The following is a 24,176-nucleotide window of genomic DNA, read 5'->3' as shown; positions in this document are numbered from 1 at the left end:
AGAGGAAAAAACATCATGAAAAATTATAAATTACTGACACCTGGACCACTGACAACTACCGATACGGTAAAGAAAGAAATGCTGTTTGACCACTGCACCTGGGATGATGATTACAAAGTCATCACCCAGGAGATCAGAAAAAAACTGCTGGAACTTGCACATGTATCTGAGGATGATTACACTGCAATTCTGATGCAGGGAAGCGGTACTTTTGGTGTGGAATCCGTACTTACCAGCGTGATCGGAGCAGACGAAAAACTCCTGATCTGTGCAAACGGAGCATACGGAGAACGTATGGAAGATATCGTAAAACATGCCGGGATCGACTATACAATTTACCATGAAAAATACGACAGAGTGCCGGATGCAGGAAAGGTAAATGAGATCCTGAAGAACGATCCTGCCATCACACATGTATCCATGGTCCACAGTGAGACAACCTCCGGAATCCTGAACGACATTGAGTCTGTTGCAAAAGTAGTCAAAGAAAATGGACGTACCATGATCGTAGATGCAATGAGCAGTTTCGGCGGTGTGGATATTCCAGTTGGAGAATGGGGAATCGATTTTATCATCAGCAGTGCAAACAAATGCATCCAGGGTGTGCCGGGATTTTCCTTTATCATTGCAAACAAACAGAAACTGATCGAGTCCAAAGGCAAAGCAAGAAGCCTTTCTCTTGATCTCTATGATCAGTGGGAGACCATGAACAAGGACGGTAAATGGAGATTTACTTCCCCGACACATGTGGTTCTTGCATTTTCTCAGGCATTAAAGGAGATGGAAGCAGAGGGAGGAATCCCTGCAAGACATCAGAGATATGTGGAAAATAACCGTCTTCTGATCGAGAAAATGAAGGAACTTGGCATCCGTCCATACATTGATGAAGAGCATCAGGGACCGATCATCACGACCTTCTTCTATCCGGAAAATGCAAGCTTCTCTTTTGCAGATATGTATCAGTATATCAAAGAACGCGGCTATGCGATCTACCCTGGAAAAGTAACAGAGGCAGACACTTTCCGTATCGGAAACATCGGAGAGATTTATAAAGAAGATATCCTGAAAGTTTCAGAACTTATCAGAGAATTTCTGGAACAGAACAACAAATAAGAGCAAGCGAGGAAGAGCAAATGAGTACATATAAAGCAGTAATTTTTGACTGGGCAGGCACAACGGTAGACTATGGATGCTTCGCACCGGTGCAGGCATTTGTAGAAGTGTTCCGTCATTTCGGGATCGAGCCGACCATGGAAGAAGTAAGAAAACCGATGGGAATGCTGAAGCGTGACCACATCCGCACCATGCTCCAGATGGAGAGAATCTCCGGCCTCTGGAAAGAAAAATACGGAGCTGACTGGACAGAAGATGACGTAGAAAAACTTTACTCACTGTTTGAGGAAAAGCTTCTGAGCATTCTTGACCAGTTTGCAGAAGTAAAGCCATATGTTCTGGAAACGATAGAGGAACTGAGAAAGAAAGATATCAAGATCGGTTCCACAACCGGTTATACCGACAAGATGATGGCGATCGTGACCGCCAAAGCAAAAGAAAACGGATACGAGCCGGACGCATGGTTCAGCCCGGACTCCACAGGAAATGTGGGACGTCCGTACCCATATATGATCTTCAGAAATATGGAAGCATTAAAGATCCAGGATGTCAGAGAAGTGATGAAAGTCGGTGACACCGTATCAGACATCAAAGAAGGCAAAAATGCCGGTGTTTATACCGTAGGCGTGATCGAAGGAAGCTCCGAAATGGGTCTCACCCAGGAAGAGTACGAAGCATTAAATGCCGACGAAAAACAGGCAAAGATCCAGGCAGTAAAAGAAAAATTCATCGAAGCAGGCGCAGATGAAGTGATCCTGAATATGAAGGAACTGATAAATTTATTGTAAAATCCATAAAATCTCCTTATTCTACCTATTCTATTCAAAACTTGATTAGAATGAGTAGAAAGAGTAGAATGTGGGTAGAATAAATATTCCTAAATTTGTATAAGAGTTCGTAGAAATATTGTTGACATCAGCACACCGCTAGAGTAAAATTAAAGAACAGAAAAAGAGTAAGTATGTTGAATACACTTTTTTGAAGTTGTATTGATTTTTGAGATACAACATATAATGTAAATAAACAAGGAAACTTGTTTTGAGAGAGGTCCTGCTTTAGTGGACGATTCAAAATGAGAGAGGTCCTGCTACAGTGGACGATTCAAAATGAGAGAGGTCCTGCTTTAGTGGACGGAAAGCTGTTTGTTTAATGCAAGCAGCTTTTTTCGAAGGAGAAATATGGAAAATGAAAGTCCGATTCTTTATTATGTAGACAAAGAGTATTTAAAATATCTACATAAAGAAGATTATAGAGTAAGTGTCAAATTTAATAACAGACCATTTGCAGGAATTGTTACAATGGTAGGAGGCAGGAAATATATTATTCCGCTTACATCTCAGACAACAGAAGAAAGGAAAAGTGCAGGGAAAAATAAGAGAAGCTCTCTTATAACCACATTTGTGACAGAGACTTCTGGAAAAGAAATTTCAAACCTTCTTTATAATAATATGATTCCGGTTAATGAACAGATTATTACGGCATTGGAAATTGATCCGGAAACGGATACATATGAATCTAATGAGATTCGATATTTAAGAAAGAACTGGGAGACTATTAAGAAAAAAGCAGAAAATATCTTTAAACAGAGATATGATATAGAATCACATAATTTTAATTTTTTGAAAAAGACATGTTGTGATTTTAAAAAATTGGAAAATGCTTTAGATCAGTTTGAAATCAGGTAGCGAGAATTAGAAAATAAAATCAGAACCGCCGCCAGGCAGATGATCCTATCTGTTTCTGGCAGCGGTTTTATTTATGGATTGAATGATTTGGCAGATCGCGATGATCTGGCGCGGGGGCATTTACTGGATCGGCTCGAAATCTACGGCGCCGTGTTTGCACAGCGGGCAGATGATGTCTTCTGGGAGTTCGTCGCCTTCGTAGATGTAGCCGCAGACTTTGCAGACAAAGCCTTTCTTTCCTTCGGTCTGTGGTTTCGGTTTGACGTTGTTCTGGTAGTAGGTGTAGGTCATGGTCTCCTGGTCGCTCATGACGCGGGCTTCGGTGACACTGCAGATAAACATGCCGTGGGTTCCGAGGTCAACATACTGCTCTACCTTGAGGGACATGAATGCGTTGATGTATTTGTCCAGGAATACAAGTCCGTTGCCGGAACGGTTGACTTTCTGGCCTGCGAATTTGTCAGCAGTTCTGCCGGACTGGAAACCGAATCTTTCAAAAACAGAGAATGGTGCTTCAACGGACAGGCAGTTTACATTCAGGACACCAGTCTGCTGGATCACATGGTGAGAGTAGTTGGCCTTGTTGATGTTGACTGCTACACGGTACGGATTATCGGTCAGCTGAGTAACGGTATTTACGATCAGTCCGTTGTCACGTTTTCCATCGTTGGAGGTCACAACATAGAGACCATATCCGATACGGAAAAGTGCGGACATATCATTCTTATTTGCAAGAGTATCATTTTTGGCGATATATTCTTTGCAGAGTTCATCAGTCATTGCCTCGATCTCTTTTCGGTTTTCTTCTTTCACAGCGGACCAGATGTGGACGTTGTTCTTTAACCAGTCGATCTTTTTGCACGGAGCCATCATTTCTTTCATCACTTTGGCTGCCAGAGGAGCCCAGGAACCGTTTTCGATGATTCCTACCGTGCGGTTCTGGAAATTATGCTCTACCAGTCTGGTGATAAAGTCATTCATGAACGGATAGATACTTGCATTGTAAGTGGTGGTTGCAAGGACCAGTTTGGAATAACGGAAAGCGTCGCTGAGAGCCTGAGACATATCATCTCTTGCAAGGTCATAGACAAGAACCCGCGGACATCCTTTGGATTTGAGTTTTTCTGCAAGAAGATATACAGCGTCTCTGGTGTGACCATACACAGAAGTGTAGGCGATCACGATTCCGTCTGTTTCCGGTGTGTAGGAAGACCAGGTGTCATAAAGTCCGATATAATGACCAAGATTTTCGGTAAGTACAGGGCCATGAAGCGGGCAGATCTTCTGGATGTCAAGTGTTGCGGCAACCTTGAGAAGCGCCTGAACCTGTTTGCCGTATTTTCCTACGATACCGATGAAATAGCGTCTTGCTTCGTCATCCCACGGCTCCTCTACATCGAGAGCACCGAATTTGCCGAAACCGTCTGCGGAAAACAGAACCTTTTCTGTGCTGTCATAAGTCACCATAACTTCCGGCCAGTGCACCATCGGAGCAAAGACAAAAGTAAGCTGATGGAATCCGAGAGAAAGTGTACCGCCGTTTTCTACTTCGATCTTGTGTCCCTCGAGGTCGAGATCAAAGAAGTTCTGGATCATGTTGAATGCTTTTTTGTTGGAAACAACCGTGGTGTCCGGATAAACTTTGAGGAAGTTTGCAATGTTTGCCGCATGGTCCGGCTCCATATGCTGAACGATCAGGTAATCCGGTCTGCGTCCGTCGAGGATCTGCTGGATATTGTCCAGCCATTCATGTGTGAAGTTGGCATCTACGGTATCCATAACCGCGATCTTGTCATCCAGGATCACGTAAGAGTTGTAGGACATTCCGTTCGGAACCTTATACTGTCCTTCAAAAAGGTCAACCTGATGGTCATTTACACCTGCGTATCTGATAGTATCCGTAATCTTCATATTTCGTACCCTCCAATTTGTTATGAGTTTTATGTAAAACGTTTTTGTATCCTTAACTTTGTTAAAAGTATAACAGAATATCGAGAGGAATTCTGTTGCAAAAGTCACAAAAATGCTCTTAATTGAGAAAAATCGTGCTATAATAATGGAAAACAATGGAAAGAGATGAGGGGGAAAATATGGATCACATCACACTTTTTACAGATATTCTGCCCGAAGAACAGGAGAGAATGCGTGTCTGTTTTCATGCAAGGGAAATGACATTCCGAAATGGAGAAACCATCATGGAATATTCAAACTCCATGAAAAAGATCGGACTGATCCTTTATGGCAGGGCGATACTTTACTGCTGTGACACCGAGGGAAATGAGTACATGATCGACGAACTCAATAAAGATGCTGTTTTTGGCGAGCCGTTTTTGCTTCCGACCGATTCACAGCATTATTATGTCCGTGCGGCACAGGAGACCAGGATCATGTTTATCGACTACGAGCATGTGATCAAACGCTGCGACCAGGCATGCCATCATCACAGCCAGATGGTCAGCAATCTGCTGCAGCTCACCGCGATCCAGTCCCGGCAGCAGAATGAGCGGATCTATATGCTTTCCAGATCCAGCACACGTAAGAAACTGATGACTTATCTCAATACACTTTCCGCAGAAAAACACAGCAGAGACCTCACACTTCCGATGTCCTATACCGCACTGGCACAGTATTTAAGTGTCGACCGCAGTGCCATGACGAGAGAACTTAAGAACCTCGAAGCCGAAGGAATCATAGAGAAAAATGGAAAGCAGATCCGTATAAATTGACATAATCTGAACCGATGGAGTATACTTGACATAATACATTTTATGGGGGAAGGTATGAAAAAATATATAAAAGATTTCTGCCTGCTTTGCCTGGGAATTGCTTTGCTGGTGGGAAGCACCCGAAATGTGGGAGCGTCCGATGAAAAGAATGAAGAATTGACAGAAATCGTAATAGGCTGTGATGAATATGAACCATATAACTATTTTGATAAAAATGGAAATCTGGTAGGAATCGATGCAGATCTGGCAGAAGAGGCTTTTAATCGCATGGGGTATTCACCGACTCATCTTGTGATGAAATGGACGGAGAAAGATGATTATCTGGATGAAGGTGTGATCGACTGTATCTGGGATGCATACTCCATGAATGGAAAAGAAGACAAATATCTCTGGTCAGATCCATATCTGTACAGTAAAGAAGTTGTGGTAGTAAATGATGACAGTACGATCATGAAACTGGACGATCTGGATGAAAGAAAAATAGCAACGCTTGTCAATACAAGATCGGAAAGTATCTTGTTACAGGAAAAACTTTTTCCGGAGATTCAGGTGGAAGCTGTTTACAGCTTTCAGGATATGAAAGAGTGTCTGACTGCATTGCGGCAGAAATATGTAGAGGCAGCAACAGGCGACAGAATGTATATGGAAAGCTATATGAAAAAACATCCGGGGAAATTGAGAATCCTGGATGAAAGTTTAGAGACTTCACGTCTTGGAGTGGCATTTTCAGAGGATACAGATCCGGAACTGACAGAGAAACTGAATAGAACGCTTCAGGAAATGAGGCAGGATGGGACGATAGATAAAATTCTGGAGAAATATCAGGCAAAAGGTATGATAACTGCGGAGGGCGAAGACCGTGAATGAAAAAAAGGAACAAACAAAAGCGTCCAGATTGCTGTTTCTCTTTCTGATTCCTGGAATCATTATTCTGACAATATTCTTTGAAATACAGTCAGGTATTGAAATGAAGCGGGCAAACGCAGATGTGGTCGATATTATTGAGTATATGAAGGAACAATGTATCCGGTATGAGGATATCCTTACCAGCAGCAGATTGCGGATACAGACAGATCTTATAGAAAAAGCAACGGAACTCCGAAGGTGTCTGAATAAAGATGGAAAGTTTGGCGACAGAGAGCTGCAACAGTATCTGGAAGAACAGAGAATAACCGGAATTATGATACTGGATGAGAATCTTAAGGTAAAACAAAAGAATTGTCTGGAAACGATAGATGAAAATATCTGGGAAGCTGCGTTTCAGGAACAGGAGCTGGAGAAGATACTGACATATCCACAGAAGGTGGTATCGGATCAGATTGTTACGGCGAAAGAAAGCTATTACTATACCGCAGTGGCGGCACGGGAGCAGGATGAGATCATTATTTGTTATAGCAAAGCATATACACAGATGGACATGGATGATGAGTATAATGTCAGAAGCATTCTTACCGGATACAAAGTAGAACGAAATGGCATGGTAATCCTTTCGGATGGAGAAAATGTTATCAGTTCAAACGAACCATCCATGCAGGGAAAAGAAATTACAGAGATTCCATATATTATGCGGATTCATGAACAGCCGGAAACAGACAGACTTGTGCGTATATCAGACGCCGGAGAAACATATTATGGAAAAGATGCCATATGTGGAGAGTATTATATTTATGTGTTCATTCCGGAAAATGAAATATTCATTGAGCGTGGAATGGTCATGGCATATGTTACCGCATTTTATCTTGCAGCCTGGTTTGTATTACTTTTTATACGACAGAAACTGGAAAAGAGGCAGCTTGCCAATATTGAATATCAGCACAATATCATTGATGCGATCAGCAGAATCTATGTGACAAACTATGTGATCGATCTGAAAAAAGATAAATTTGAGATCATCCGTGCACCAGAGGAAATCAGTAAGATCGCACGTCATTTCAAAGGGGCACGGCAGATTACGGATGCGATCACAGAATATTGTATAGGTAAAGATTATCAGACCGGAATGCGTGCGGTCACAGATCTGGATACATTGCCGGAAAGATTGTGTGGAAAAGAATTTCTGAACTATACATTTCAGGATACAGTCGGTGTATGGCATATGATGACAGTTCTGCCAAAACGAGTGTTGAGTGATGGAAGCATTGAATCGGTAATTTTTGTTGTTCAGAATATTGATGAGCAGAAACGAAGAGAACTGGAATATCAGAACCAGATACTGGAGACGGCAGAGGAGGCAAGACGTGCCAATGCGGCCAAGACGGAATTCCTTCGAAGGATGAGTCATGACATCCGTACACCGATCAATGGTGTGATCGGAATGCTGAACATTGGAGATTATTATCCGGAGGATATGGAAAAACAGAAAGAGTGCCGTGAAAAAATCCGGGGAGCTGCAATGTTTTTGTTTGAACTGGTTAATGATGTGCTGGATATGAGCAAGATGGAATCGGGCGAAATCGAACTTGAGCAGGTATCATTTGATCTGAGGGATATGCTGCGGGAAGTTTCCTCACTGATCGAAGTGCAGGCTGTAGAACGCGGAATCACGTTTGTGTATCATCCGGAAGAGGGGCAGCACTGGAATCTGATCGGCAGTCCGCTTCATCTGAGACAGATTCTCCTGAATATTGCGGGAAACTCCGTAAAATACAATCGCGAAAACGGAAGTCTGAGCCTGAGCTGCAGGGAAGTATCGTCTGGCGAGGAGTATGCATTGTTTGAGTTCCGGTGTGCAGATACAGGAAAAGGTATGAGTAAAGAATTCCAGACACATATGTTTGAACCGTTCAGCCAGGAAGAAAACGGAGCACGTACGACTCTGGGAGGTACAGGACTGGGACTGTCTATTGTCAAAAAACTGGTCGAGAAGATGAATGGCGAAATTGATGTGGTCAGTGAGGAAGGAAAGGGGACAACGTTTACCATCAACCTTCCGCTTAAGATTGATGCGCAGGCTGTGAAAACAAAAGAGAAGCCGGAGAATGAAGGGCAGGAAACATCTATTGCCGGGACAAGGATACTGCTGGTTGAAGACAATGAACTGAATATGGAAATCGCAGAGTTTCTTCTGGAAGAGAAAGAGACTGTTATCACGAAGGCATGGAATGGCCAGGAAGCGGTTGAGATATTTAAAAATGCACCGACAGGCAGTTTTGATATGATCCTTATGGACATCATGATGCCAGTACTGGATGGACTTTCTGCATGCAGAAAGATACGTGCAATGGACAGGGCAGATGCAGGGGAGATTCCAATCATTGCCATGACAGCAAATGCTTTTGACGAAGACAGAAAACGAAGCAGGGAAGCTGGAATGAATGGACACCTTGCGAAACCTCTGGATCCGCAGGAAATGGTAGATATAATTGCTGCATGCCTGAATAAGGAAAAACAGTAAAACAGAACCGTTCGAAAGGCCGGACAGGGCTTTTTCGAACGGTTTATTAATGCTAAAAGGTATCGGTACTTGACAACAGATAAAAATAGAATTATATTTATAACAGTGTTACATAACACTGTTACGGAGGAGCAGATGACAAAACCAATAGAAGGAGTTTCAGAGAAAATCCTGGCATGTGCCAGAGAAGAATTTCTGGAGAAGGGCTATTCCGATGCCTCTCTTCGGACGATTGCGGCAAAGGCAGATACAACGACCGGGTCAATCTATTCACGATTCGGTGGAAAAGAAGGCTTATTCAGCACGATCGTACAGCCGGCGGCCGATGAATTTACGAATATTTTTCTGCGGACGCAGGAAGCATTTCATGCAGTGGATGAGGAAAAACAGGCAGGTCTGATGGATGAATATGTTATGGCGGGAATGGACAGAATGCTGGATTGTATATATGACCATTTCGAGGAATTTCAGCTGTTACTGGATGCCTCTTACGGAACAAAATTTCAGAATTTTGTAGAACAGCTGGTAGAGATCGAGACAGAATATACCTACAAATTCATGAAGGTGATCCGGTTTCAGAATGAAGGGGCACAGGAGATCCCGGAGGAATTCATCCACATTATGACGACTGCTCTCTTTGAGAGTGCCTTTGAAGTGGTACGCCACAAAATGCCGAAAGAGAAGGCCAGGGATTACATAAAGATGCTGGAGAAATATCATTATGGCGGCTGGAATGCAATCATGGAATTTGATAAACAGAGCTGAAATGATATGAGAAAAAGATTGTTTTACAGCAAGAGTAGAACAGTCTTTTCTAAAAACTATTGGTTAGCTGACACTAATAAAAGTCAGTGATGCATAATCTGAGTAAGTGTTATGTGATAAAAAGAATAAGGAAAAGTTCAGAGCATGGATAACTTCGTCCCCGGACTTTTTGGACTTTGGAAGGGAGGATATTATGAAGAAAAAAAGTTCTTTATCAAGACTTTTTGAGTATGCAGGAAGCTACAGATATCTGACGATTCTTTCCTGGATACTGTCGGCGGTCAGTGCATGGATCGCATTGGTGCCGTTCTATTTTATCTGGAGGATCATTAAAGAAGTTCTGGCAGTGGCACCGGATTACAGTCAGGCACAGAATCTGAGAGCTTATGGATGGTCAGCGGTTGGTTTTGCTCTTTTGTCCATGATCATTTATGTGTGTTCCCTGATCTGCTCGCATATTGCGGCATTCCATGTGCAGGCGGAAATGCGCTCTCAGATGATGCACCATATTGTGACACTGCCGATGGGATTTATGGACAAAGAGGGAAGTGGTAAGATCCGCAAGATCGTCAACGAATCCAGTGCTGCTACAGAAACATATCTGGCACATCAGCTTCCGGACCAGACCGGTGCTTATGCTACTCCGGTAGGCCTGCTGGTCCTGCTTCTTGCATTTGACTGGAGGCTTGGACTTTTGAGCCTTATTCCGGTTGTTGCAGCATTTCTTATCATGGGTTCTATGACAGGTGAAAAAATGCAGCAAAAGATGAAAGAATATCAGAATGCACTTGATGAGATGTCCAGTGAGGCAGTGGAATATGTACGTGGTATTCCAGTCGTAAAAACTTTCGGACAGTCTGTATTTTCTTTCAAACGATTCCAGACATCTATTAAAAAATACGAGAAATGGACGATTTCTTATACGAAGGATCTGCGTATGCCGATGGTGCTTTATACGACTATTATCAATGCGGTTTTTTCTGTACTGATCGCCACGGCATTTTTCTTTACGGCAAACGATGCATATTTCCTTAATCTGCTGTTTTATATCATCATTACGCCGATCATCACAGTAACACTGAATAAGATTATGTTTGCAAGCGAAAACCAGATGATCGTAGCAGATGCACTGGAGCGGATCGACAGTATTCTGGATCGACAGCCGCTTCCGGAAGCAGAAAATGGAAAAGAGACAAAAGACAGCTCGGTTACTTTTGAGCAGGTTTCTTTTCGATATGAGGGAGCTTCCAAGGATGCTCTGCATCAGATCAGTCTGGATATCAAAGACGGTGAACATGTGGCATTTGTAGGACCTTCCGGAGGAGGAAAAACAACACTTGCAAGTCTGGCTGCACGTTTTTTTGATGCGACAGAAGGCACTGTACATATCGGTGGAGTGGATGTACGTGATATTCCGTCAGAGAAGCTGATGGAAAAGGTCTCTTTTGTATTTCAGGACAGCAGACTACTCAAAATGTCTGTTTATGATAATGTGCGCATGGGCAAAAAAGACGCGACAAGAGAGGAAGTCCTTCAGGCATTAAAGAATGCACAGTGCGACGATATTATTGAGAAAATGCCAAAAGGAATTGATACGGTGATCGGCAGTAAAGGTACTTATGTTTCCGGTGGAGAGGCACAGAGACTTTCTATTGCAAGAGCCATGCTTAAAAATGCTCCGATTCTGATTCTGGATGAGGCAACAGCCTTTGCCGATCCGGATAATGAAGCAAAAGTGCAGGCCGCTTTTTCAAGATTATCTGAGGGAAAAACAGTTATCATGATCGCGCACAGACTGTCTTCAGTCGTGGATGCAGACAGAATCTGCGTACTCAAAGACGGCGAGATCGAGGAGCTGGGAACACATGAAAGTCTTGTTGCAGAAGGCGGACTTTATGCACATATGTGGAATGCATATAATCAGTCAGTATGCTGGAAGGTAGGTGCATGATATGACATTTAAAGAAAAATTACAGCACAAATATGCTCTTTCGGAACAGGGTACAACGGATATGATCCATGCATTTATAAGTGCAACGATTTCAAACATTGTTCTGATGTTTCCGGTAGGAATGTTGTATATGCTAGTCAAAAATTATATGGCAGGTACGCTGGAAGGCAAAGGAATGTTGTTTGCTGCCGGATGTCTGGTATGCCTGGCCCTGATTGGAGTTACAACATATATTCAGTATAATGCCACCTTTTTGAGTACTTATGTAGAAAGTGGGGTACGGCGTATCACACTGGCAGAAAAGCTCCGTAAGCTTCCGCTTTCTTTCTTTGGAAAAAAGGATCTTTCGGACCTGACCAGTACGATCATGGCAGACTGTGCCACACTGGAAACGGCCTCCTCACACTGGATACCGGAGCTGGTCGGAGCATGCATTTCTACTGCTATTGTGGCTGTCAGCCTGTTCTTTTTTGACTGGCGAATGGCAATCGCGGCATTGTGGGTACTTCCCGTTTCTTTCCTGATCGTGGCATGCTCCGGTAATGTACAGAGACGTGCAGTGAGCCGGCAGATGGAACTTAAGATGGCGTGTGCAGACGGTATTCAGGAGTGTCTGGAAACAGTTCGCGATCTTAGGGCAAACAACGCTGAGGCAGAGTATATTAAAGGATTGGATGGCAAGATCAGAGCAGTAGAGAAGCATGCAATTGTGACAGAACTTACGACAGCTGTGTTTGTATCCAGTGCACAGATGATTCTCAAATTTGGTATTGCGACGACTGCACTGGTGGGAAGCGTTCTTCTTGCACAGGGCAAACTGGATGTGCTGACATTCTTCATGTTCCTGCTTCTTGTTTCCAGATTATATGATCCGATGCAGATTTCTCTGCAGAATCTGGCTGCGATCATTTCCGGGGATATTCAGTGCAGACGTATGGATGAAATCCTTTCTCATGATATTCAGACTGGAAAGATGGAACTGTCCAATCATGGATTTGATATCGATTTTTCACATGTTGGATTTGCCTATAATGACAGAGAAGATGTTCTTAAAGATGTGACATTTACTGCAAAACAGGGTGAGGTTACGGCATTGATCGGACCATCTGGCGGTGGCAAGACGACGGTTTCCAGACTGGCTTCCCGTTTCTGGGATATCAACAAAGGAAGTATCAAAGTTGGTGGGATGGATATTTCAAAGATCGATCCGGAGACACTGATGTCACTGTATTCCATAGTATTCCAGGATGTCACACTGTTTAATAATACGATCATGGAAAATATCCGTATCGGCCGCCAGAATGCGACTGATGAAGAAGTCATTGCAGCGGCAAAACTGGCTCACTGTGATGAATTTGCGGAGAAACTTCCAAATGGCTGGAATACCATGATCGGTGAAAACGGATCTGAACTTTCCGGTGGTGAGAGACAGAGGATCTCCATTGCCAGAGCATTCCTTAAAGATGCTCCGATCATCCTTCTGGATGAGGCAACTGCCTCCCTTGACGTAGATAATGAGACTCTGATTCAGGAGTCACTGTCACGTCTGATCAGGAATAAAACGGTTATGATCATCGCACACAGAATGCGTACTGTAGCGGATGCGGATAAGATCGTTGTGCTCAAAGACGGTGTTGTTGCAGAACAGGGAAGTCCGGAAGAGCTTGCGAAGAAGAACGGAATTTATCAGCACATGATGGAGACACAGATGCAGGCAGCAGGGTGGAAATTATAAGCAATACATCGGATTAGATGACTGCTCCGATTTTCGATGCGAAAAGGAGCGTCTGCATGTCTGCGGATCATGTAGATACTCATTCTGATTTTTCTTCCAGAAAATCATACGCGAACTGTGCGTACATGGCAGCACCGCGTTTGAGGACAGATTCGTCTACGGTGTAGTGGTCATTATGGTTTTTGGCGGTGAAGCCAAGTTCTTTATTCTGACTTCCGACGAGACCAAATACTGCCGGTACTTTTTCCATAAAATATGCGAAATCTTCACTGATCATCATCTTGGGAAATGGTTTCAGCGCATCGGGTCCATACATTTTGGTGGCGGCATTTCTGGCGATCCGGACGAGATCTTCATGGGCATTGATGATCGGAGCTGGAAAATATTCGAAGGTAAGAGTAGCCTTTGCTCCCATGGAATCGGCTGTATTTTCAGCGATTTTGCGGAGCAGGGGCTCTATTTTTTTACGCATTTCAGGGGAATGGGTACGGGTGGTTCCCTCCATAACAACCTTGTCGGCAAGGATGTTAAAACGCTGTCCGCCGGTGATTTTTCCTACAGTGACGACCAGGGGATTCAGTGGATCATTCATGCGGGAGACAATGGCCTGGATCTCAGTGATGATATGAGCAGCGGTCAAAATCGCGTCCACACCCTGATGCGGGGTGGAACCGTGGGCAGAAACTCCCTCTATTTCAATGCGGAAATTGTCGCAGCTTGCCATACGCGGACCGGATTCAAAATTCATATACGGAGCATCCAGATCACCCCAGATATGTGTTCCGTAAATGGCATCGACATCATCCAGAAAACCATGTTCTACATAATATTCTGCGCCGTGACAGGATTCCTCGGCGGCCTGAAAAATGATCTTTACATTACCCTTTAAGTCCTCTTTTTGAGACATCAGCATACGGATTCCGCCAAGGAGCATGGCAATATGGCAGTCGTGCCCGCAGGCATGCATAACACCTGGGTTCTGGCTGCAGAATGGAAGATCAGTATGCTCTTCGACCGGCAATGCATCAATATCTGCACGGAGTGCAACAGTCTTACTTTCAGATGTAGCTTTACCGCCTTTGATCATTGCCCAGAGTCCGTTGTAATCCGGGTAATAATGCGGGGTAAGTCCCATTTCTTCCAGACGTTTTCCAATCTCCTGAGTTGTGTTTTTTTCTTCAAAAGAAAGCTCCGGATGCGCATGGAAATAGCGGCGCTGTTCAATGATCCAGGCTTCATTCTGTTCGGCTGTGTCTTTAAAGTTCATGCTGAATTCCCTTTCATATAATTGTTTGCAATAACTTCTTTAGAATGCTATGATAAAGTCATAAATTATTATTTATTATAAAACAAACAAGAGAAAACGCAATAAGGAGATCAATGAAAATGGAATTCTGGGATATTTACGATAAAGATAAGAAACCGACAGGGCGTACCATGAAACGTAACGACTGGTGTCTGAAAGATGGAGAATACCACCTGACAGTACTCGGTGTGGTGGCACGACCGGATGGAACTTTTCTGATCACGAAACGTGTCATGACCAAAGCGTGGGCACCGGGCAGCTGGGAGGTCTCCGGGGGTGCGGCGCAGGCAGGAGAAGAATCTTATGAAGCAGTTCTCCGTGAAGTAAAAGAAGAGACCGGACTGGATGCCAGAAATGCGGAAGGCGGATATCTTTTCACTTACAAGCGTGAAAATCCAGGCGAAGGCGATAATTATTTTGTAGATGTGTACCGCTTTGTTATGGATATTGATGACAAAGATCTGAAACTCCAGACTGAAGAAACAGACGGCTATATGTTTGCAACGCCGGAGCAGATCAAAGCTTTTGCGGCAGAGGATAAATTCCTTCATTATGAAAGCATTAAGAGGGCATTTGAATTCGAATAATCGTTGTCTAAAGCAAGAAAAGCAGGAAGATGTGGGGAGGATCATACCTCTTTTAGGATAAAAGAATTTCTATGATAATCAAGCAGTCCGTCCTGTTTCATTTTACCGAGCTCCTTGGAGAGTGCACTTCGGTCCAGACTGAGATAGTCAGCAAGCTGCTGACGATTCAGGGGGATATCGATATAGCGGCTGCCCTGCAGTTCTGACTGATAGGAAAGATAAGAAAGCAGGCGGTCACGGATCTTTTTGGAAGAGGTGTGCAGCATGCGGCGGGAGAGCAGCAGGTTTTTGCGTGCGCTGATCATGGTCATATTACGGATCAGTACAGAATATTCTCCTCTGCCGGAGGCGGCAAGCTGGAACAGTACGGGAACATTCAAAAAGAGAATCTCACAGTCGTCTATGGCGATGACATCCACCATCATAGGTTCGCCCGGGACACAGGCATATGCTTCGGCAAAAACTTCTCCGGGCTGTACAAGACTGATGATATTTTTGTTTCCCCACAGGTCGTTATTTTCAATCTGAACGCTACCATAAAGAACGATTCCGATATCAGAGACAGGAGTTCCGGCATGACAGACCGAAGCTCCTTTTTTATATGTTTTTGTAAAAAACTGCATGCCGGTAAGAAGTTTTTCTGTTTCTGCAGGGGAACACCCCTGAAAGAGTGCAGTTCTGGAAATCAGTTCGTAGTTTGATCCGCTTTTTGCTTTATGATTCATAAATAATCTCCATTTTATAAATAAGATTTCATTTTTTAAAACTCTTTTTTATCTGTTTGTGGTTATAACCACATATTTTTTCTTTTTATTTTAGTATCCTGTGGATGTAAGGTCAAGGTATGAAAAACAACGACCTGAAAGATAATATGAAATTATTTTACAGATAATAATACAAAGCAGGAGGTTTTTATGATCAGAAGAATTATTCAGATAGATGAAGAGAAATGCAACGGATGCGGAGCGTGTGCAGCAGCATGTCATGAAAGTGCGATTGGAATGGTGGATGGAAAGGCGAAGCTTCTGAGGGATGATTACTGTGACGGGCTGGGCGATTGCCTACCGTCCTGTCCGACCGGCGCGATCACATTTGTAGAAAGAGAAGCTGCGGCTTATGATGAAGAAGCGGTTCTGGAAAACCAGCGCCCTCTTCAGCAGTGGCCGGTACAGATCAGGCTTGTCCCGACGCGGGCACCCTATTTTGACGGTGCGAAACTTTTGATCGCAGCGGACTGTACAGCCTATGCTTATGCAAATTTTCATAAGGATTTTATAAAAGGAAAGATTGTTCTTGTAGGCTGTCCGAAGCTGGATTCTGCAGACTACAGTGAGAAACTTGAAGAGATCATCCGAAGTAACGACATCGCCAGTGTAACGATTGTCCGGATGGAAGTTCCGTGCTGTGGAGGTCTGGAAATGGCAGCAAAAAAAGCACTTCAGAACAGTGGGAAATTCATTCCATGGCAGGTAACGACTATCTCTGTGGATGGAAAGATTCTCAGCTGAAACATATGAGAAAAGTTTTTCGGAATACTTTTTGCAGTTGGATTTTCATAGAAATAAAAAGGAATAAACATTGCTAATTTCGACCAAATCTCGTATAATGTGACATAGAAAAGATTGTTATTGTTTTTGAAGTTAATGGTATCTTCGGACAGTAATAAAAGGACATTATATGGAGGAATTTCGATGGGAAAGACTGTGACGATCTGTTTTACCAATAACAAGGGCGGCAGTGGCAAATCAACCACCTGTTCAAACCTTGGTGCGGCGATGGCGCGTGCCGGAAAAAAAGTTTTGCTGGTGGATGGCGATATGCAGTTGAACCTGTCTCTTGCGTTCTTTCCGGAAGACTGGGTACTGGAACATGCACAGGGGGAGAAGAACCTGTATCATGCAATTGGAAAACAGGAAGATTTGACAGATTATATCGTGCATACACCATACGAAAATCTGGATCTGATTCCGTCATCGACACTGATGAGTTCCATAGAGTATGAACTTTTTACCAAGTGGCAGAGAGAGTTTATCCTTCGAAAATGTCTTCAGAAGATTAAAGATTCAGAAGTGTATGACTACATTCTGATCGATGCACCGCCGACACTTGGTGGCTGGGTCATGAATATCCTGTGTGCTTCAGACAAGGTGATCATTCCTGTAGAGGCAAGCCCGTGGGGCATGTTTGGTCTTGCAAATATGTTCGAATTTCTGAATGAAGTGAAGCAGATTTCCCCTGAATTAGAGGTTGCCGGAATTGCTGTGACCAAAGTGGATACCCGCAAAAATTACTTCAAACAGACGATGGAAACACTGCATCAGCTGGAGAGTATTCATGTATTTGAACATGTGATCCGTGTGGACAGTTCTGTAGAATGGTCTCAGGATAACAGTGTTCCGGTCGTGGAATACAAGAAGTCCAGCAGAAGTGCAAAAGAATATACAGAGTTGGCAGAGGAGGTAATGAATCGTGTCAGTAGGTAAAGACAGCATCCTGCGTGCTGCAAACGCAGATGCAAAAAACACAACAGCAAAAACAGAAACAAAACCGGCAGAGGAAGTAAAAGCACCGGCCATGGCAGAAGCAGAGAAGGCTCCGGCAGCAAAGAAAGCTCCTGCAAAGAGAACAGCAGCAAAGAAGCCTGCAGCTGCGAAAAAGACAACAACTGCAAAGAAAACAACCACAAGAAAAGCTTCTGCAAAAAAAGCAGTGAAGACATCTGTTCTTACACCGCAGAACACAGAAGAGCTGGAGGCTGCATTTGTCAAAGGCAAAGAGCCGGAAACAGTGAACGGTCCGGTTCACATCAAAGATGAACTTCCGGTTTATCTTCTGTAATCAAAGCTTATTTATCAGAAGCTTACGGATCAATATTCTGAATAAATGCAAATAAAAATCTGGTCATGCAGTGAAACGTTTGTGATTCCTGCGGACCAGATTTTTTAATATTCTTATTCTTATTGCCTGAAAGGCTGTTTTATTCTACAGAAGCTGCTGCGTTCTGTGCGGCTTCATTTTCCCTGAAAATATGTCTGAAAATAAAGCGGACAAGCGGTCCTACATAGATGAGCTGCAGGAAAAATGCTGCAGGAAAATTCAATGCAGTTGTCTGGAACCAGACAGCGATAAACTGATTTCCGGCATTTTTGAAAAGAATTGTTGCAGCCAGACTCATCAGTGGGCACATCAGTGCGATAGAGGCAACGGAGATTGCAAGGATTTTGCTGAATGGATGACTGTTGCGGAAATCTACCATGCGTGATGCACACATAAATGCGAGCTTGGAGACGATGAAGAGATCGAGAATGAATGCAATCGGTCCCATGATGATCAGTTCATGAAATGCAGAAAGAAATACACTGTTGGTCATTGCACCGGTATTCAGAACAATATTGTAGCAGATCATGAAATAGACCATGAAGAATACCATGATGACTGTAAAAATTACTTCCTGAAATTTGTTTTTAGGCATAAAAAATCCTCCTTAAAATGATTGAATTAATACACTACTGTTCATAGTAAGTAACGTGAGCATGTGTTGTTCGTTAATCATTCAGGGAGAATGTGCGTTTCCAATTAGACCATATTCAATTTTGCGTGGATTATATTATCACAGGGAAAAAAGAATGTCAACTGAAAAATGTATTTTGTAAATGGGGATAAAAAAAGAAGATGTTCTGTGGAACACGGGCGAATGTTGACCGTTTAACACAAAAAAAGTTTGTAAAATTAGCACTCTGGGATGTAATTCTGGAAGTTGTCGGAGCAGGGTGCTGTTGCTAAAATGTAGGTGTCTCAGAAAACGAAATAAAGTCACAGCAAAGTTCGGATTTCTGAATGACAAATATGGAAAAGGAGGAAGGGAGAAAACGGAATGTTAAAAAGGATGAGAAAGATAGCAGCATTCCTGTTGACGTTGGCTGTGGTTTTCTCACTCATCTGTCAGGCAGATCCTCAGATTTTTGCACAGGATCTGGAAAGTTCAGAAAATGAAGAATCAGGTATAACCGTTTCATCAGATGAGCCAGTGCTTTCCGAGGAAATCCAGGAGACGGAAAATGGAGAAACAGTACAGGAAGAAGAAAATCTTTCTGAGCCGGAAGCCGGGGCAGAGGTCAGTGCAGAGCCGGAAACGGATGCGACAGTGCCAACGGAAAGTGCCCAGGAAGCGCAGGTGGATGTGCAGTCTCTTTATGTGATCACAGATCCGGAAACACACTTTACAGTGACCTGCAATTTTTATGGAACAGAAGATAAAAGCGGAAATCCTGTCAGTACACAGATCCTGTCTGAAACAGAACAGCTTCAGAAACCGCAGACACCTGCAGCAACAGGCGAAAATGCAGACAAAAAAAGATTTCTGGGCTGGTTCCGGGAGGATGGAACAGAGTTTACGGCAGAGGATTTTGCAAAAAATGGTGCAGAGCTGGCCGGAAAGACAGACGGTAAACTGAACGAAAATGTGGTCATCAATCTGGTTCCGAAATTCAGCAATGTACATTATGTGTACTACAGGGCAGGCAGCGAGGCAAACGACCGGATTCTTCATACGGAGACATTTGCAGATGGAGAGACGATCCTTCCGACGACGGAAAGCTACGGTTACAAAGCAGAAGTAGGATATGTACTGATCGGCTGGTCAGCAGACCCTGCAGCAGAGGAGCCGGATGCGGAACATCTGATCGCAGAAACAGAAGGGGAATTTTCCTTATATCCGGTTGTAAAAAAAGCGAACTGGATCCGTTTTGCATCGAATGGTGGTACAGCAGTTGATCCAATGCTGGTATATTACGGAGAAAATTCACAGGAACCAACTGCTCCGACAAAAGCCGGTTACACATTTGCAGGCTGGTTTACAGATGCAGCGTGTACAGAGGCCTACGTTTTCGGGCAGACACTGGACGGTGATCTTACCTTATATGCCGGATGGAAAGAAGGTAGCGCCAGCTACAAAGTCATCTACTGGAAGGAGACACTGACACAGGGAAAATATGACTATGACAGTCAGACGTCAGGAAGCGACACAACCGGAAAGAAGATTTCGGCAGATACTTATGGAAATAAGAAAAGCTATGATTATTTCCACTATGATTCCGCTGCATCCACACAGGATGTGGAAATACAAGGGGACGGCTCAACAGTATTGAATGTACGGTATGCGAGAAATACTTACACCTTTGATTTTAATCTGAATGGCGGCCGGGACTATTCCGGAGCAACCATGACGATTGGCGGAACCACGTATACCAATTCTGGAACACACTATCAGTTCACTGCCAGATTTGGAGAGTACATTGCAGATAAATGGCCAACAGCATCCAACATGGATGGAAACTATTCGAAATATTTTGAATGCTGGTACGGCGGAAACAGTACGAGCGGAAATTCTTCCAAAAGATGGAATGTGACGGAACAGCTGATTTCAAATAAGAAGGATGGTACAACGCAGTCCTATACCGGAAGCTGGAAGAACAATCTGCATACAGTCACCCTGCATTACTGGACACAGAACGTAGAGGATGACAACTATACAGAGATTGAGGCATATACCCAGAAAGCAAATACCGCAGCGAGTTTTATAGCAAAGGACATCGAAGGGTTTGTCTATAATCAGAGTAAAGACCGTCATACGGGACCACATTGGAATGGCCAGGTGACTTATTACGATGATTACAATTTCTATTATGACCGCAAAACCTACACGCTGGAGTTTTTTAATGCGGATGGCAGGCAGGTAAAAAAGGTCTCCGGAATCCGCTACGAAAAGAGCATTTCCGATCAGAACTGGACACCGGAAAGACCAGCCGGGCTACCGGAATATATGACGGTGTTTGCAGGCTGGTATACCACTCCTGGCTGTGAAGACGGGGCCGAATTCCAGTTTGAGGGTGCAACAATGCCGGCTTCCAATCTGGCACTTTATGCGAAGTGGATGCCAAAGACGATCACAGTCACATTTGTTACCGGAGAAGGAGCAACCAGTGTGGATGCACAGAAACTGGAAGCAAATCAGGCAGTCGCAGAACCGGAAGATCCAACCAGAGCAAACTATAAGTTTGTTGGCTGGACAACGGATGAAAAAGGCGAACATCCATTCAATTTTGACCAGATTCTGGTAGATGACCTTACATTGTATGCACAGTGGGCAAATGAAGGAAGTTATACGCTGACCTATGACGCAAACAATTCTGAGGGAAAGGCGGAAACTCTGCTGGATACAGAGCGATATGCCGGTGGCACAAAGGCAAAAATGATCGATGTTCCGGACGGCTGGGATGCACCGGAAAAATCAGAAGGATTCTTGTGCTGGAATACGGAGGCAGATGGATCCGGTGAGGATTATTATCCGGGAAATGAATTCCGTATGCCGGAAAAAGATGTGATCCTGTATGCGAAATGGGCGAAAATGAGAGAGACTACGCTTATTTACGATTACAACGGCGGTATGGAGAACGGTCAGCTTAAGGCACAGGATCAGGTGGAGATTCGTGTTCCGAATGGTCGCTATCAGATTGAGAAGGATGCCGCGGATGTGAAAAAAGAGGGTTACTATTTTGCCGGCTGGAGTACATCTGTGGACGGAAGTGACGGTGTGCTTCTGCAAAAAGGCGAGGAGATTCAGGTAGACACAGTAGATGCAGACACAAACATTCTGTATGCACAGTGGAAACCGGAAACACCGACACCGACAGGCGTGGCAGATGATCCGATGCCGTTTGCGACAATGTCCCTGGCAGGCATGGGAATGGCAGCACTGTTTCTGATTCCAAGGCGAAAAAGAAATTAACAGGTGGAAATGGAATGAGAATACTTCGGAATTTTCTGATCAGACTGGGTATGCTGATACTGGTGCTCTGGCTGCTTTTCGGAGTAGTATTCGGAATCACACCGATGGCGAATGCAGATATGAGTCCGGCAATCTGTGCAGGTGATCTGATGTTGTATTACAGACTGGACAAAAATCTCAAAAGTCAGGATGTGGTCGTGTTTCAGAAAGATGGCAGACAGTATACAGGAAGAATTGTGGCTGAGGGAGGAGATTCTGTGAAGGTTACGGATAACGCGGAACTGGAGGTCAATGGGAGTACACTTTCAGAACGGAATATTTTTTACAGTACACCGGCATATGATGCAGATGTGGAGTATCCGCTGACACTGGCAGAAGATCAGTATTTTGTTCTCGGCGACAGCCGGGAGGGGGCAAAAGACAGCCGCCTGTTTGGTGCAGTCCGTGAGAAGGAAATAAAAGGAAAAGTAATCACGATCATTCGTCGGTCAGAAATATGAATGTTGATAAAAGAGCAGTAAAAGGAAAAAGAAGAATACGGAAGGCAGGATAAGGTGAGAGTATGTGGCGGGATATAAAAGGATATGAAGGATTATATGAGATAAATGAAGATGCAGTTGTGCGCAGGGTAGATGGAACAGGGATTGATGGCAGAAAGGTTTCCACACATGTAGTGGTGTCCTCAAAGACAAAAAAAGGGACACGTTATATTGCACTCTGGAAAGAGGGCAGCCGCAGAACCTATATGCTTCATAAACTGTATGCCGCGGCATTTCATATGTCGGAGAACGAAGCGGGAAGAAGGCTGTACAGAGGCTTTATCGGAGACGGTGAAGCAATCTGTAATGTACGCAGCACACTTCTGCAGAATCTGAATCTTTTTGAGAAAGAACAGGCAGAAGGAATCAACCGGAATGATGAAATTCTCTATATCCGGCAGTTCCTTGAAGAACTGCAGAGAGATATGAGAGAAAAAAATTTATACGAAGGGGAGTTTCAGCAGAAAGCGGCTGAGATGTAGTGAATCAGAAAACTGTAAAGAGCAGGAAATGAGGAGGACATAAGTATGATGCGCAGATCAAAAACCGCAAAAAAAGTAGCAGCAATGATGATGGCAGGTGCAATGATGACGGCACTGGCTTTGCCGGTTATGGCAGCTGATAGCACTACAGGTGGCGAAGAGGCTCAGGTGGTTCAGAACGTAACGCTTACAAAAAAACTCAGTAAATATGCCTATGCCTATGCACCAGATACCGCATTCCAGTTCCAGATCGTACCGGGATCGGCGAGTGGCGATGGAGAGGTTTATGCAGGACCGGCAGGTGGTGTTACTTTTGCAGATGGAAAGGATTCGATTTCATTTAGCCCGTCTGCAAATGATATCGGAAAGACAACGCTGACAGGAACAACCACACTCTCCGTAAATGAAGATGCATTTACAGCTCCGGGAATTTACCGTTATGAGGTATCTGAGGTGACACCGACCGATAAATTCGATGGAGTGGGGTATTCTAAGGAGACCAAGATTTTTGATGTATATAAATTCTCTGACGGAACGTTCAATTATTGCTTTGAGACGAAAGCATGGGCCAAAGATGATGGAATCTTTACCAATACGTATGAACATGGCGGAGCAGAGAACATTAATGACCTGACGATCGCCAAAGAAGTAACCGGTAAAATCGGAAATAAATCTCATGGATTCCAGTTTAAGATCAGTGTTGATCCAAGTGATACAGGGGAAAAATATTATGTGGCATATTCCGATGGCACAGTGATTGCAGAGGAGTGGGACGGAAGCGAAAAAACATTTACACTGTCAAACGGACAGAGTGCAAAAATCTACGGACTTTCCGCAGGGGACACTTATACCGTAACAGAAACCGAAGCAAATGCAGATGGATATACCACAACGATCGACGGGGCTGCTACAGAGGATGGCACGAAGAGCGGATCAATCACTGCGGATACCAATGTGAACTATACGAATGATAAGGATGTTCCTACACCAACCGGCATTGCGATGGATGTAGCACCGTATGCAATCATGGTAGCAGTGGCATTTATCCTTGGTTTTGGTTTCCTTCGCGTCAGACATTTCGGAAAAAATAAATAAAAAAATATGAT

General features: G+C 43.8%; 21 protein-coding genes. 17 read left to right on the top strand and 4 right to left on the bottom strand.

Translation table 11 applies throughout. The features are described 5' to 3' along the window. The first annotated feature begins 15 nt into the window (after positions 1 to 15). From KQI91_RS01145 to KQI91_RS01135, 3 genes are all read left to right on the top strand, one after another. The gene (locus KQI91_RS01145) at positions 16 to 1,113 is read left to right on the top strand and encodes a 2-aminoethylphosphonate--pyruvate transaminase (RefSeq protein WP_216391050.1); all 1,098 of its coding nucleotides are present in this window, start codon (positions 16 to 18) and stop codon (positions 1,111 to 1,113) included. Positions 1,114 to 1,133: 20 nt separating this feature from the next. After that, positions 1,134 to 1,901, top strand: coding sequence for a phosphonoacetaldehyde hydrolase (gene phnX, locus KQI91_RS01140; RefSeq protein WP_216391049.1), 768 nt, complete (start codon positions 1,134 to 1,136; stop codon positions 1,899 to 1,901). A 390-nt stretch (positions 1,902 to 2,291) separates the two neighbouring features. Continuing rightward, positions 2,292 to 2,798, top strand: coding sequence for a type III toxin-antitoxin system ToxN/AbiQ family toxin (locus KQI91_RS01135; RefSeq protein ID WP_216391048.1), 507 nt, complete (start codon positions 2,292 to 2,294; stop codon positions 2,796 to 2,798). 120 nt (positions 2,799 to 2,918) lie between these two features. Here the strand turns inward: KQI91_RS01135 and KQI91_RS01130 are convergent, their stop codons facing one another. Beyond that, on the bottom strand, positions 2,919 to 4,709 hold the full coding sequence (locus tag KQI91_RS01130; protein ID WP_216391047.1) for a flavin reductase: 1,791 nt from the start codon (positions 4,707 to 4,709) through the stop codon (positions 2,919 to 2,921). Between the two features lie 179 nt (positions 4,710 to 4,888). Between KQI91_RS01130 and KQI91_RS01125 the strand changes: the two genes are divergently transcribed. The 6 genes from KQI91_RS01125 to KQI91_RS01100 all read left to right on the top strand — a co-directional run bounded on the left by KQI91_RS01125 (position 4,889) and on the right by KQI91_RS01100 (position 13,369). Beyond that, positions 4,889 to 5,524, top strand: coding sequence for a Crp/Fnr family transcriptional regulator (locus KQI91_RS01125; protein WP_216391046.1), 636 nt, complete (start codon positions 4,889 to 4,891; stop codon positions 5,522 to 5,524). Between the two features lie 54 nt (positions 5,525 to 5,578). Then, a complete protein-coding gene (locus KQI91_RS01120) occupies positions 5,579 to 6,391 on the top strand; it encodes a substrate-binding periplasmic protein (protein WP_216391045.1) in 813 nt (270 codons plus the stop codon). Next, on the top strand, positions 6,384 to 8,918 hold the full coding sequence (locus KQI91_RS16225; RefSeq protein WP_216391044.1) for an ATP-binding protein: 2,535 nt from the start codon (positions 6,384 to 6,386) through the stop codon (positions 8,916 to 8,918). Before KQI91_RS01120 ends, KQI91_RS16225 begins: the two co-directional genes overlap by 8 nt. A 135-nt stretch (positions 8,919 to 9,053) precedes the next feature. Continuing rightward, positions 9,054 to 9,683 (top strand): TetR/AcrR family transcriptional regulator, encoded by a 630-nt coding sequence (locus tag KQI91_RS01110; protein WP_216391043.1) that lies wholly within the window; start codon positions 9,054 to 9,056, stop codon positions 9,681 to 9,683. A 193-nt stretch (positions 9,684 to 9,876) separates the two neighbouring features. Next, complete coding sequence (locus tag KQI91_RS01105; RefSeq protein ID WP_216391042.1) at positions 9,877 to 11,634, top strand: ABC transporter ATP-binding protein; 1,758 nt, start codon at positions 9,877 to 9,879, stop codon at positions 11,632 to 11,634. 1 nt (position 11,635) lies between these two features. Continuing rightward, positions 11,636 to 13,369 carry an ABC transporter ATP-binding protein gene (locus KQI91_RS01100; protein WP_216391041.1) on the top strand — a complete coding sequence of 578 codons (1,734 nt, stop codon included), beginning with the start codon at positions 11,636 to 11,638 and terminating at the stop codon, positions 13,367 to 13,369. Between the two features lie 79 nt (positions 13,370 to 13,448). Here KQI91_RS01100 and KQI91_RS01095 read toward each other — a convergent pair whose 3' ends face one another. Next, the gene (locus KQI91_RS01095) at positions 13,449 to 14,636 is read right to left on the bottom strand and encodes a M20 family metallopeptidase (RefSeq protein WP_216391040.1); all 1,188 of its coding nucleotides are present in this window, start codon (positions 14,634 to 14,636) and stop codon (positions 13,449 to 13,451) included. A gap of 119 nt (positions 14,637 to 14,755) precedes the next feature. Here KQI91_RS01095 and KQI91_RS01090 point away from each other — a divergent pair, with 119 nt between their 5' ends. Then, entirely contained in the window at positions 14,756 to 15,262 is a 507-nt protein-coding gene (locus KQI91_RS01090; RefSeq protein ID WP_216391039.1) for an NUDIX hydrolase, read from the top strand. A 41-nt stretch (positions 15,263 to 15,303) separates the two neighbouring features. Here KQI91_RS01090 and KQI91_RS01085 read toward each other — a convergent pair whose 3' ends face one another. Next, positions 15,304 to 15,987 (bottom strand): Crp/Fnr family transcriptional regulator, encoded by a 684-nt coding sequence (locus KQI91_RS01085; RefSeq protein ID WP_216391038.1) that lies wholly within the window; start codon positions 15,985 to 15,987, stop codon positions 15,304 to 15,306. Between the two features lie 189 nt (positions 15,988 to 16,176). Between KQI91_RS01085 and KQI91_RS01080 the strand changes: the two genes are divergently transcribed. The 3 genes from KQI91_RS01080 (at position 16,177) to KQI91_RS01070 (ending at position 18,100) form a co-directional block, all read left to right on the top strand. Further along, a complete protein-coding gene (locus KQI91_RS01080; protein WP_216391037.1) occupies positions 16,177 to 16,770 on the top strand; it encodes an ATP-binding protein in 594 nt (197 codons plus the stop codon). A 183-nt stretch (positions 16,771 to 16,953) separates the two neighbouring features. Next, positions 16,954 to 17,745, top strand: a complete 792-nt coding sequence (locus KQI91_RS01075) for a ParA family protein (RefSeq protein ID WP_216391036.1) — start codon at positions 16,954 to 16,956, stop codon at positions 17,743 to 17,745. Further along, positions 17,732 to 18,100 (top strand): hypothetical protein, encoded by a 369-nt coding sequence (locus KQI91_RS01070; RefSeq protein WP_216391133.1) that lies wholly within the window; start codon positions 17,732 to 17,734, stop codon positions 18,098 to 18,100. The genes KQI91_RS01075 and KQI91_RS01070 overlap by 14 nt, the downstream gene beginning before the upstream one ends. Positions 18,101 to 18,239: 139 nt before the next feature. Here the strand turns inward: KQI91_RS01070 and KQI91_RS01065 are convergent, their stop codons facing one another. Further along, positions 18,240 to 18,734, bottom strand: a complete 495-nt coding sequence (locus KQI91_RS01065; RefSeq protein ID WP_216391035.1) for a DUF2798 domain-containing protein — start codon at positions 18,732 to 18,734, stop codon at positions 18,240 to 18,242. Positions 18,735 to 19,136: 402 nt separating this feature from the next. Between KQI91_RS01065 and KQI91_RS01060 the strand changes: the two genes are divergently transcribed. From KQI91_RS01060 to KQI91_RS01045, 4 genes are all read left to right on the top strand, one after another. Continuing rightward, positions 19,137 to 22,049 carry an InlB B-repeat-containing protein gene (locus tag KQI91_RS01060; protein WP_216391034.1) on the top strand — a complete coding sequence of 971 codons (2,913 nt, stop codon included), beginning with the start codon at positions 19,137 to 19,139 and terminating at the stop codon, positions 22,047 to 22,049. A 14-nt stretch (positions 22,050 to 22,063) separates the two neighbouring features. Then, positions 22,064 to 22,549: a signal peptidase I gene (gene lepB, locus KQI91_RS01055; protein WP_216391033.1), complete on the top strand. Its 486-nt coding sequence runs from the start codon at positions 22,064 to 22,066 to the stop codon at positions 22,547 to 22,549. 62 nt (positions 22,550 to 22,611) lie between these two features. Then, entirely contained in the window at positions 22,612 to 23,070 is a 459-nt protein-coding gene (locus tag KQI91_RS01050; protein ID WP_216391032.1) for an NUMOD4 domain-containing protein, read from the top strand. A 45-nt stretch (positions 23,071 to 23,115) separates the two neighbouring features. Further along, positions 23,116 to 24,165 (top strand): DUF7601 domain-containing protein, encoded by a 1,050-nt coding sequence (locus KQI91_RS01045; protein ID WP_216391031.1) that lies wholly within the window; start codon positions 23,116 to 23,118, stop codon positions 24,163 to 24,165. Positions 24,166 to 24,176: the final 11 nt, after the last annotated feature.

Origin of the sequence: Blautia sp. MSJ-19 (assembly GCF_018918125.1) — a bacterium.
Taxonomy (GTDB): domain Bacteria; phylum Bacillota; class Clostridia; order Lachnospirales; family Lachnospiraceae; genus Blautia_A.
Note: the sequence above shows the minus strand (reverse complement) of the source record. Positions and strands in the feature narration are given on the sequence as shown.